General features: G+C 45.9%; 9 protein-coding genes. 6 read left to right on the top strand and 3 right to left on the bottom strand.

The window, feature by feature from the left end:
- Nucleotides 1-7 precede the first annotated feature (7 nt).
- Entirely contained in the window at nucleotides 8-1,336 is a 1,329-nt protein-coding gene (locus tag ACQEXP_RS01270) for a carbohydrate porin (RefSeq protein ID WP_426967661.1), read from the bottom strand.
- A gap of 310 nt (nucleotides 1,337-1,646) precedes the next feature.
- The gene (locus ACQEXP_RS01275) at nucleotides 1,647-3,236 is read right to left on the bottom strand and encodes a family 16 glycosylhydrolase (protein WP_426967663.1); all 1,590 of its coding nucleotides are present in this window, start codon (nucleotides 3,234-3,236) and stop codon (nucleotides 1,647-1,649) included.
- A 379-nt stretch (nucleotides 3,237-3,615) separates the two neighbouring features.
- On the opposite strand from ACQEXP_RS01275, the gene ACQEXP_RS01280 reads away from it, so the two are divergent.
- Nucleotides 3,616-4,611: a LacI family DNA-binding transcriptional regulator gene (locus tag ACQEXP_RS01280; RefSeq protein WP_269376900.1), complete on the top strand. Its 996-nt coding sequence runs from the start codon at nucleotides 3,616-3,618 to the stop codon at nucleotides 4,609-4,611.
- Between the two features lie 72 nt (nucleotides 4,612-4,683).
- On the opposite strand, the gene ACQEXP_RS01285 is transcribed toward ACQEXP_RS01280, so the two are convergent.
- Nucleotides 4,684-5,484 (bottom strand): hypothetical protein, encoded by an 801-nt coding sequence (locus tag ACQEXP_RS01285; RefSeq protein ID WP_426967665.1) that lies wholly within the window; start codon nucleotides 5,482-5,484, stop codon nucleotides 4,684-4,686.
- 439 nt (nucleotides 5,485-5,923) lie between these two features.
- Here ACQEXP_RS01285 and ACQEXP_RS01290 point away from each other — a divergent pair, with 439 nt between their 5' ends.
- From ACQEXP_RS01290 to ACQEXP_RS01310, 5 genes are all read left to right on the top strand, one after another.
- Nucleotides 5,924-7,558 carry an ABC transporter substrate-binding protein gene (locus tag ACQEXP_RS01290; protein WP_269376902.1) on the top strand — a complete coding sequence of 545 codons (1,635 nt, stop codon included), beginning with the start codon at nucleotides 5,924-5,926 and terminating at the stop codon, nucleotides 7,556-7,558.
- 65 nt (nucleotides 7,559-7,623) lie between these two features.
- Nucleotides 7,624-8,598, top strand: coding sequence for an ABC transporter permease (locus ACQEXP_RS01295; protein ID WP_269376903.1), 975 nt, complete (start codon nucleotides 7,624-7,626; stop codon nucleotides 8,596-8,598).
- An 8-nt stretch (nucleotides 8,599-8,606) separates the two neighbouring features.
- On the top strand, nucleotides 8,607-9,596 hold the full coding sequence (locus ACQEXP_RS01300; RefSeq protein WP_426967667.1) for an ABC transporter permease: 990 nt from the start codon (nucleotides 8,607-8,609) through the stop codon (nucleotides 9,594-9,596).
- Complete coding sequence (locus tag ACQEXP_RS01305; protein WP_331418416.1) at nucleotides 9,593-10,546, top strand: ABC transporter ATP-binding protein; 954 nt, start codon at nucleotides 9,593-9,595, stop codon at nucleotides 10,544-10,546. The genes ACQEXP_RS01300 and ACQEXP_RS01305 overlap by 4 nt, the downstream gene beginning before the upstream one ends.
- A 12-nt stretch (nucleotides 10,547-10,558) precedes the next feature.
- Nucleotides 10,559-11,539, top strand: a complete 981-nt coding sequence (locus ACQEXP_RS01310) for an ABC transporter ATP-binding protein (protein ID WP_426967668.1) — start codon at nucleotides 10,559-10,561, stop codon at nucleotides 11,537-11,539.
- Nucleotides 11,540-11,569 lie beyond the last annotated feature (30 nt).

Here is an 11,569-nt window from a genome sequence, read left to right on the forward strand (position 1 = left end):
TAGGCAATTACCACCACATGTCCGCTTGAATACCGACGATAAAATCACCATCTTTGCCATTACCGTTACGATCTTCACCGTCTAGGTAAGAGGCCAGTAAGCGGATTTCTGGACTTGGACCAAAGCCAGAATGCACAACCATGGTAGGAGCCACGGTTAGCTTGTAGTCATATGAGTCCGCTTTGACGCCATTTCGCTCTTCGTAATTGAACATGTAGCCCGCTTCTGTCGCAACAAAGAAGTTTTCTGAAATTGGGAACGTTGGACGAACCATGGCAGACACCCAACCATCCTTAGCGCCGTTATCAAAGTCATTGTACTGAGTTTGAATAGAGTGGAATACGCTGACTCCGTTCTCGAAGAAGTATCCACCCCAAGCGAGAGCGCGTACTGACATATCGTCTTCATCAACCGCTTTCAAGCATGAAGTTCCACAAGCTGTACCTGTTGTTAACCAACTTTGGTAATCACTACCAGGCTTGTAAGTATTGTAAGTGGTTAGCGTACCACCGAGTAGGTTGCCAGAACCTAGTCCTTTACCTGCTTGAGCAATGTATTTGGTAAAGCCTTTATCTGATAGACCAAACACTGAGTCAGTATGAACGATAGCAGTCATCTCAAAACCGTTATCCGCAAACGCTTCTAGGCCAGCACCGTTACCTAAGTCGACCATATTGTCTGGCATAAACTTCGCCAGTGCATGCAACTCGACGCTGCCAAAATTGACACCGGCGTGAAGCGCATGCATCACGTTATTGCTATCACCCCAGAAGCTCGTATCGCCTGCGTTGTCACTTGCGATATAAGCGAAGTCCCATTTGTTGCCACCAAGCTCAACACCTTCAATACCCACACCAGTACCAGACATATCTGTGTAGAAGAAGTCGGTCATAAAGATGTAATTGTCTTTACCGTAAAAACGCTTACCACCCCAAACAACCCCTGTTTCCGATACCCCTTCGAACTCAACGAAGGTTTCTGCCATGCCAATTTCGCTGTTTGTCGCGTCAGCATTTGCACCTAACTGGTTCATTGCATTCTGCGAGTTGTCCGCTGCGGCACGGGTTTTAATGCGAATTTTCTGGCCCGCATCATTTTCAAAGTTCTTTTGAAGCGCAAGCTCAAAGTGGTTGTCTGATTCAACACCTAAACGGCCTAGGCGCTCTTTAGATGCAGGAAACTTAGCTCGTTTAAAATCGTCGTTTTGACTATATAAAGCCCCAGCTCGAAAATAGCCGTGAAATTCGAACCCTTCAGATTTCTCTGCAAATGCAGGAAGTGAAGTCGCGCCAGCGGTCGCAATGATGCAAGCAAGGGTAAGCTTTGACAGTTTCATAGTAACTCCATGTTATTATGCGCTAAAGAAAGCGCTTTCTTTATTGTGATATAAAAAATCCAAAAATAAGCAGCATTCTATAGCGTAGGGTAATCAAACGGGCCGAAAGGGCTCATATGATGACTGATTTGCCAATCACATTTGGATTGAAGACAGAATACTCACCAACAGCCCATACAAAAAGTTAATTAGATCACAAAGAAAACGCTTTCTTTAAAGCTCGATCACAGAAATCATTCATCAGGACGACACAAAAAAATACCGCGCATAAAAGCGCGGTATAGGTCACATTCAAGCAGAGATTGGGCGTTTATTGGCTGCTAATGCGGATATTATCCAATGCAAACACCATTTCTCCCGTCGGCTCAAAGACAAGTAAATTATTGATATTTTTAGGATCAACCTGACCAGATACGTAGCGATTACCCCCTGCAACAATATCAGAGAGAGCAATAGATACCGTCTGCCACTGTGCTGTATCCGCGAGTTCAACCGTAATATCACTGGTTGCTGGCCAACCACTATCCAATTTCACTAGCAACTCAACATCCGCTGCGATTTTCTCGACCTTGATATCAAAAGTCAGTTTGCCGTTTTCAAGCCACTCAGAAAGATCCGTCTTAGGGGAACGGAAATAGACATTACCTCCCCCATTCTGTTTGCTGATCGATAGAACTTTGCCTCTGCCCGACTCTTCTATCTCTTGGTGCTCTACGATATTAGTCGGATCATAACTGCCGTATGCTAGGCTGCTATTGAGTGCATCAACAAACACCTCAATCTCAGTACCATCAGCATAACTATCATCTTCCCCCAGAATGGCAGGAGGCTGATGTCCTTCGATGAGCACAGCCTGATCCGATGAAACACCACATCCCTTGCCTTTCCAGCGGTCAGCCGCACAGCGATACACCTTCACATAGTCGACTAACATCGTCTGAGGAAAAATATCTGGGTTAATACCCTGTTCATTTGCATTAGCCGCCCATGCGCCACCCACTGCGACATTTAATAACAGATGGAACTTCTCATTGAATGGCGCAAGGCTATCAGCATTGACCAGTTGTCCTTCTTGCTTATATTGCGAGTACCAGCCCGCGTGAGTTTGGGTGGCATAGTGAATATTATCGACATACCAACGTATTTCGCCCTCTTCCCACTCAATCGCATAAGTATGAAAGTCATCGGCAGGGTTAACGCCATCAGGCAGAGTGACTCCAATACCGCTATGAACATTATCAGGCCAAGCTTTTCCATAATGTAAGGTGCCGTGAATACGGTTTTCAATTTCGCCGGCCTCCGTTGCAGGCGCATCCGACTGCGCTTTTAAGTTAACCGCTTCAACGATATCAATCTCACCGGAGGCCGCCCACGTACCATATTTATTGTCGGTAGGGAGCATCCAAATAGCAGGCCACGTTCCCTGGCCAGAAGGCAGTTTCGCTCTAACTTCAAAACGACCATATTTCTGATCACGCTTACCTTTACTCCTTAATCGAGCAGAAGTATAAGGCAAGGTTTGGTTCCCCACCCCTTCTAGACCTTCAGGATGGTCAGAGCCAGTGAATGACTCTTTTCTCGCGACGATATGCAGTAATCCATCTTTCACAAACGCGTTTTCTTGTCGGTCGGTATAGCACTGCTGTTCATTGTTGCCCCCTCCCCAACAGTTTTGTTCTAAGGTCCAAAAGCGTGGGTTAATCCGCTCTCCTTCAAATTCATCCTGCCAAGCAAGCTGCCATTTATCGCTCGGTACGATGGGTTGCTGTTTCAGTTCGACTGGCTTTTTAGCCGTAACAAAAGCGGAATTTTGGCTCTGCTCATTACTCGAACATCCAGCAATTATTGCTCCGGCTAAGGCGGAAAAAATCAACCGAGATCTCAGTGTGTAGTTCAACATAGTAGTCCTTGTTTTAACGATGGCAGGCTAAGTCTCACGATGTATGACCTAACCTTATTTATCAGGAGTATTAGAAAGACGTTGCGGTGAATTCGAGTGACATTGACCAGCAGAACATCCGTCAATCCAAGCGGTTCAACGAGGATTAAGATGAGATTTGACCAGGCTAATACTCAACAATGTGATGATATTGCCAACCAAACACCCCTACAGTATGAGACCTCAATCAAAAAAGAAAGCGCTTTCTTTGGTTTGTAATCACATTTATACGTTAAAATGGAGATAAATGTAGAGTCCTATTACGAAAGCGAGTAAATAGTAAAACAACAACACGCTCGCTAGGTGCTCTACCTCCACACGTTTAAAATGAGTTAATGCCTTGATTACTATTAAAGAAGTCGCTGAGTTGGCAAAGGTATCGCAAGCTACTGTTTCTCGCGCAATTAACAATCATCCAACTGTAAAAGAAGCAAACCGGGAAAAGGTCTATGCTGCGATTGAGCAACTTGGCTACAAACCGAATGCGTTTGCTCAAGCACTTGCTTCAAGCCGCTCAAACAGTATCGGAATGTTGGTCGGATCGTTAGATGGTCCGTTTTACGGACCTTTAATGCATCATACTGAAGATACGATTCGCCAGAACAACAACCATCTCATCGTGACTAGTGGCCAGGAATCCCATAGCAAAGAGAAAGATTCAATCGACTTTCTTCGTTCGAAACGTGTGGATGGGTTTATTCTCCATTCAGATAAACTCTCCGATGATGAGCTGATCGACGTGGTCAAAGAGACGCCAGCGACCATCATACTCAACCGTTACATCCCAGATATCGCCAATAACTGTATTTACATTGATAACGAATATGGTGGTTACCTAGCGACCAAACACTTACTGGATCACGGACATAAAAATATCGCCTGTATTACTGGTCAGTTGAGTAAAGGCGACAGTCGCGATCGCCTGCAAGGCTATCGTTTAGCCCTTGCAGAAGCTGGCATACAGTACAACCCATCCTATGTGATTGAAGGTCGCTTTGACCATGACGGCAACCATGAACGAGCTCGCCGGCTGCTGGATCGCGCCCCTGAGATAACCGCAATATTTTGTCAGAATGATAATATTGCGTTGGCGGTCTACGATGTGGCTGTCGAAAGGGATATTGTGATCGGTAAAGATCTCTCCGTCGTCGGCTTCGACAACGACTACCACAGTGCTCACATCAGGCCACGCTTAACCACAGTTAACTTTCCAGTCGAAGAGATGGGAATTGAGGCTGCGAAAGGGGTACTGGCTATCGTTCAAGATCAAAAAGTCGACATCAAGCAACAACTCCAGCCTGAACTGATTATTCGAGACTCGGTAGGTACGCTTTAAGCCGACGTTATACCAAAATATAAGAGCGGATTGTTTCCGCTCTTTTTTATTACCAATCCTCTAGCCGATTCGCTAGCACTCTTCACTCACACACGAACAATATCCCTGCTCATACCGCTCAAGCAACGGTAGATATTCTCTGGGTAGCAAAGGGTTATCCAATACAATTTTTGTACGTGCAGAGAGGTTTGATTGTCTTACAACGACACCATAGTGTTGCTCAAACAATTGTGTCATTTGCTTTTCTTTCTTCAGTAATTGTTGCTCAAGTAGATTAGCAAGGTCTTCTCTATTGTGGTTGAGATAAAAGACCAAAGGAAATGGGTAGTAGATCGCTAAAGTTGGCTCGATAGCAAGCTTCGCACTTAGATGCGGTTTCTGTTGCAGGATATCATGGGCTTCGTTTGCGCCAAGGGTAATAAAATCTACGCTGCCATCTGCCACCCAATTGAGCATGTCATCTAAACTACCTTGCTCAACAACAGTGAAACCGTTGGCGCGGAATAGATCCGCATCTACCCAAGTCGCAGGCACCCCGACCTTTTTCTCTCTGAGTTGCGATAATGACAGTGATTGAAACTCCTTCACTCTATGATCGGCAACGATACACAAACGCCAACCAAGCAACCCATTGCAAAGAGGATGTTTTAATTCTATCAGCGGCTTACCTGAGAATTTTTTGTTTCCAGCGACCGTAACCAACAGATCCGTCCCCTTATCCAATATCTCTCTTTCATCTACCGCCAATGGATAATCGGTCAAATCATTTTCAATACTATCAGCCAGTTGCGAGCCTTCTACCAAGCATTGTAACAGCTGATACTCATAGCTTTGCCGAGCGGCTGATTTGTTTCCGTTCCAGAATTTGATCATGAGGTACCTTAAAAATTTATATTGGTTTATGACGTCGACTTTACTCTTCACAACCATCAAAGAAAGCGGTTTCTTTTGTTTTGATGGTTTTTGTGATTTCGTGCAAATTTAACGAGAAAAAAACAGTGAGCCATGTCAAAAATTAAAGGCATTTTGACGTAAAACCTCTGTAACCGCCCTGTTTTACTAGCACATAGAAAACACCTTTCCACGCGACAAATTGGAAAATAAAAACTTATAAAACAACAATTTACACAACGAACCCACTCAATATCAATGAATCGAAATGTGAGTCTGGTTCTGTGATCTAAGGTCTGTTTTGAAGACAAAAGTTTGAACTCTGCTATCGATAAGACTAAAACACACAAAAGAAAGCGCTTTCTTTTGTAAGTGCTTCCGGGGATGAATCAAAACTTAATAATTAAATAAGGACAATGTGATGCATAAGAAAACTCTGCTCGCGACCATTGCTGCTGGTATGCTGCTTTCTACAGCCGCTCAAGCGGAAGACATCAAGCAAGGTGGTACCTTAACGGTGCCAATTATCAACACAGGCTTTGTTGAGAACTTCAACCCTTACACAACGAAAGACCTATACCACGGCATCATGTTTGAACCACTAATGGTCTTTAACAACATGACGGGTGAAACAGACTTCCGTCTTGCAGAATCTTATGCCTATTCAGACGACCTAAAAACCATCACGTTAAAACTCAAGCCTGGCTTGAAATGGTCGGATGGTACTCCACTGACTGCGGAAGATGTTGTGTACAGTTTTATGCTGACAAAAGAAGCACCAGCATTTGACCAAAAAGGCATTTGGTCAGGCAAAAATCTACAGACTATTACGTCGACAGACGAAACCACCGTCGTCTTCCAATTAGAGAAAGCGGACTCTACCTTTGCTTGGAATCTAGAGCGCTACCACATTGTACCTAAGCATGTTTGGTCAAAAGTGAATGACCTCACCACTTTCACTAACCCAAACCCAGTGGGTAGCGGTCCAATGACAGTGGTGAAATACCTAAAACCTCAACAGATGGAGTTGTGCCGCAACCCAAATTACTACCTTGAAGGTAGACCTTACTTAGATTGTGTTAACTTCCGTTCATACAACGATAACTCACAGATACAGCCTGCACTGATCAAAGGCGAAATCGACTGGGGTTCAAACTTTATTGCCGATGTTGAGTCGACTTTCGTTGCTCAAGACAAGGCAAACAACCATTTCTGGTACCCAGCAAACGATGCCATTCACCTATATGTGAACACCAAACAGAAGCCTTTCGATGACCTTCGTGTGCGACAAGCTCTGTCTATGGCTCTCGATCGTGAAGCTATCGTTGATATCGCAGCCTATGGTTACCCGACGGCAAACTACAATCCAGGCGGTATCGCGGAGCTATACAAAACTCACATCGATCAAAGCGTGAACCAAAAATACGGTTACCTGACTCAATACGATGCAGAGAAAGCGAAATCACTACTTGATGAAGCGGGTTTAGTGGATAAGAACGGCGACGGTTACCGTGATAATGCCGATGGTTCAAATATTTCTTTCGATATTGAAGTCGTCAACGGCTGGACAGACTGGATTCAAGTTGTCCAGATGGTCACTGAGTACTTCGAGGAAGTAGGCATTAAAGCGAATGTCAAAACAGTTGACTGGGCGGTTTACGATAAGAACCTTAAAGAAAGCAACTATACCATGTCGATCAACTGGTCGATGGTCGCGACGAACCCAATTCTTGCTTACCAAGAGTACTTCTCAACATCTCGCATTGGTAAGACTTGGCATGCAGGCCACGGCGTCAACTCGCCAGAAATCGACAACCTTATCGATAGCTTTGGCAAGATCGGCAACGCGCAAGAGCAAGAAGCCGTTATCTCTGAGCTGCAAGAGTTTACAGCGCAAAACATGCCATTCATTCCACTGTTCTCGAACCCAACTTGGTTCCAGTACAGCACCAAGAAAGTCGTTGGCTGGCCGAATGAAAAGGACCCATACGTACAGCCAGTATGGTACGACGGCGGTAAGCGCGTGATCATTCTAAACAACCTACACCTTAAATAATCTTTCTCTCTAGCAACTATACGGAGCCCAACTCGCTTTGGGCTCCTTGATTAAAAAGGTTCGTTATGTCGTTTTTAGTTCGCCGATTTGGCTTTTATTTTACCGCATTTCTTATTGCGATATCTTTCAACTTTATGTTGCCTCGACTGATGCCTGGAGACCCTGTAGACGCACTTTTTGCTGCGGCTCAAGGTCGAATGGACCCGGCTCAAATGGACGCAGTTCGTGAAATGTATGGCTTCGTTGATGGCAATATCTTCGAACAGTACATCGCCTACATAAAGAGTGTATTTACCCTCGATCTTGGCCCTTCTGTGCTGATGTTCCCTGTCAGTGTTTCTGAAGTGATCGCCAACGCCCTACCTTGGACTATGTTTCTGGCACTGGGTTCACTGATTGTGGCACTCATCATCGGTGTCAGCATAGGTACATATGCCTCATACCGCCGCGAAGGATTTTTCGGTCAGGTAGTACCACCGGTACTGGCATTTATCAGTAACTTCCCATACATAGTAACTGCGCTGCTGTTGTTCTATTTCTTCGGTCTGAAGCTCGAGATGCTGCCGCTCGCCTACACCTACGACCCGTCACTGGATCCTGCGTTTAACTGGGAGTTTATCTCAAGCGTAGCTAAGCACGCTGTACTGCCTGTTGGCTCCATGGTGATTGTTGGTATCTCGACTTGGGTCTTTAACATGCGTAACGCCATGATTAACGTGTTGGGCGAAGATTACGTCACCATGGCAGAAGCGAAAGGACTGAGTAGCTATCGTGTGATGTCTCGCTATGCCGGTCGAAACGCGATTCTCCCTGTCGCAACAGCGATTGCAATGGCGATAGGTTTCTCATTTGCTGGCTCGATCATGACCGAAGTAGTGTTTAACTACCAAGGATTAGGCAACATCCTACTTAAAGGCATTGTGGCTCGTGACTACCCACTGATCCAAGCCATTCTTCTGATTTTAGTCTCTGCTGTTTTGACAGCTAACTTCATTGCCGACCTGCTTTACGTTTGGCTCGATCCACGTATTTCGAATTAAGGTGCATCATGGACAAACTCATTAACACAACCTCGTCTTCTGCCCATGCTTTGACCCAACGTGAATCAAAGTTCTCGTGGCAACGAGTAAAAAAATCTCTTAGCAAACTCTATGCGTTCTTTTACGGTAACCCACCAGCGATTATCGGAGGCCTATTACTTACTATCGTACTGGCCGGTGCGTTGTTTGCCCCTGTACTTGCAACTCATAACCCAGAAAAGCGTGTTGCAAGACCTCACGTTGCGCCGAATGCAGAACATGTACTAGGCACGACTCGTAGCGGGCGTGATGTATATAGTCAGGTGCTTTACGGAGCGCGTAAGTCACTTACTGTCGCCATATCCGCAGGTATCATTGCCATGAGCCTTGCGGTCATCATTGGTGTCTCTTCAGGTTACTTTGGCGGAAAAATTGATGATCGTCTTAACTTCCTGACTAACGTTTTTCTGGTCTTTCCGCAGTTACCACTGCTAATCGTGCTCGCCGCCTTTTTGGGACAGGTTGGGTCGCTGGTGATCACCATACTCCTCGGGATAACCTCCTGGCCCTGGGGTGCGCGGGTAATACGTTCTCAAACCATGGCGATTCGCAACAAGGAGTTCATCATCTCTGCTGAAGTGATGGGCGAGTCAAAGATACGCATCATCCTAGTTGAGATCTTACCTAACCTTGTTTCGATTGTGTTCGGTGGCTTCTTAGGGACAGTTATCTACGCTATGGGTTCAGAGGCTGGACTCGGTATTCTTGGTTTAGGTGATGCAACTGAAGTCAGCTGGGGCTCGATGCTGTACTGGGCTCAAACCTCTTCGGCACTTTACACTGGTGCATGGTGGGAGATGCTGGTACCGGCTATGGCTCTCGCGATCACTGGTGGTGCTCTGGCACTCATTAACATGTCTATTGACCAAGTGAGTAACCCGAAACTACGTACTGGCCCACACATGAAGTTGTGGCACAAACTGAAAAAAGAAGCAGATAAACGCCGAGGTCTAAGATGAGTAAGTTACTAGAAATCAATAACCTATGCGTAGACTATGTTTCTCCTAACGGCGTAGCGCGCGCGGTCAATAACGTTAGCCTGTCCATCGCACCAGGCGAGACATTGGGCATTGCGGGTGAATCGGGTTGTGGTAAAAGCACACTGGCATTTGCCATCTCTCGCCTACATAAAGCGCCTGCACTAATTTCTGAAGGTGAGATCATCTACAACGGTCAGGACGTGTTGAAAATGAATGACCGCCAGTTGCGTAATTTCCGCTGGAACGATGTCTCAGTGGTCTTTCAAAGTGCCATGAATTCACTGAACCCGGTCATTACCATTGGTGAGCAGTTGACTGACGTGATCCTCGCTCATCGAAAAATTCCCTACAAGCAAGCTTACGAACGTGCGGTCGAATTGCTTAATATCGTTGGCATCCATGCTGACCGTATGGCGAGTTTTCCCCACCAGTTAAGTGGCGGTATGCGCCAACGTGTCGTCATCGCGGTCGCCTTAGCACTTGAACCAAAGCTAATCATTATGGATGAACCTACTACGGCGCTCGATGTGGTCGTTGAACGAGAAATCCTGAATGAACTGTATGAGCTGAAAAGCAAGTTTGGATTCTCGATCCTGTTCATCAGTCACGATTTGAGCTTGATGGGTGAGATTGCCGATCGTATTGGTGTGATGTATGCGGGCAATCTCATCGAACTTGGCGAGGCGCAGAAAGTATTCGGTGATCCGCAACACCCATATACCAAAGGGCTGATCTCTTCGTTCCCAACCATTCACGGACCGAAAGAGCGTTTGTACGGAATACCTGGAAACCCAGTGAATTTATTGCAGATCCCACAAGGCTGTAATTTTCAGGAACGCTGCAACGTCTGTTTTGCTCAGTGCAAACAAGCAGAGCCAACACTCACACACGTTGAGAATGGCAATTTAGTCTCATGCCACCTTGTATAACAGGAGAGAAAGATGGACAACACAATAAATCCTGAGGTCATTCTCTCAGTTAAAAATCTCGTCAAGGACTTCCCTCTTGGTCAGTCAGCGAAGAGCAATCTTATGCGTGCCGTCAACGATGTGTCATTTGAGTTACGCAAAGGTGAAGCATTGGCTATTGTTGGCGAATCTGGTTCAGGTAAAAGTACCGGAGCTCGAGTACTGACTCGCATCTATGACAAAACCGATGGACAGGTTGAGTTTAAGGGACAAGAACTCGGTGAATACATCAAGCAACACGGTGAATTGGAATATGCGCGTCAGGTACAAATGATATTCCAAGACCCATTTGGATCTTTAAACCCTGTTCATACCATTTATCACCATATCGCTCGACCACTAATGATTCATAACCGAGCTGATAAAGAAGCGATTCCACAATTGGTGTATGAGCTACTGGAACTGGTTGGTCTGTCACCTGTGAAAGAGACCGCCGAAAAGTTCCCACACGAATTAAGTGGTGGTCAACGTCAACGTGTCGCTATCGCTCGTGCGATTGCAGTGGACCCTGACGTGATTCTGGCTGATGAACCCATTTCAATGCTGGATGTGTCGGTTCGCCTTGGGATCCTCAACCTGATGTCAGATCTCAAAGATAAACATGGCATCTCTTTCATGTACATCACCCACGATATCGCCACAGCTCGCTACTTTGCTGAGAAGACTGCCGTTATGTACGTCGGTCACATGGTGGAATGGGGTAACAGTGACAGCGTGACGCAAAATCCACAGCACCCCTACTCTCAGTTGCTCCTTTCTGCCGTACCTGAAGTAGGCAACGCAGGCAAACGTGAGTTGACCGCGAAAAAAGGTGAAATTCCGCTTTGGAGACCAAGCAGTGTCGGTTGTCCGTTTGCGAGTCGCTGTCTTAAAGCCAGCGCGGTATGCACTCAGTCTGTTCCCGAGCCGACCAAGGTGGGTGAAGACCATTATGCGCGCTGCCATCACTTGTAATTAGTAAATAAATTCAAATACATATTTCGC

The sequence above is a fragment of the Vibrio sp. TRT 1302 genome (assembly GCF_050113875.1).
GTDB lineage: Bacteria > Pseudomonadota > Gammaproteobacteria > Enterobacterales > Vibrionaceae > Vibrio.

Excerpts from the sequence above, each read along its gene's own strand:
- ACQEXP_RS01300 (WP_426967667.1), top strand. The coding sequence starts at position 8,607 with ATGGACAAACTCATTAACACAACCTCGTCTTCTGCCCATGCTTTGACC.
- ACQEXP_RS01290 (WP_269376902.1), top strand. The coding sequence starts at position 5,924 with ATGCATAAGAAAACTCTGCTCGCGACCATTGCTGCTGGTATGCTGCTT.
- ACQEXP_RS01295 (WP_269376903.1), top strand. The coding sequence starts at position 7,624 with ATGTCGTTTTTAGTTCGCCGATTTGGCTTTTATTTTACCGCATTTCTT.
- ACQEXP_RS01310 (WP_426967668.1), top strand. The coding sequence starts at position 10,559 with ATGGACAACACAATAAATCCTGAGGTCATTCTCTCAGTTAAAAATCTC.
- ACQEXP_RS01270 (WP_426967661.1), bottom strand. The coding sequence starts at position 1,336 with ATGAAACTGTCAAAGCTTACCCTTGCTTGCATCATTGCGACCGCTGGC.
- ACQEXP_RS01285 (WP_426967665.1), bottom strand. The coding sequence starts at position 5,484 with ATGATCAAATTCTGGAACGGAAACAAATCAGCCGCTCGGCAAAGCTAT.
- ACQEXP_RS01275 (WP_426967663.1), bottom strand. The coding sequence starts at position 3,236 with ATGTTGAACTACACACTGAGATCTCGGTTGATTTTTTCCGCCTTAGCC.
- ACQEXP_RS01305 (WP_331418416.1), top strand. The coding sequence starts at position 9,593 with ATGAGTAAGTTACTAGAAATCAATAACCTATGCGTAGACTATGTTTCT.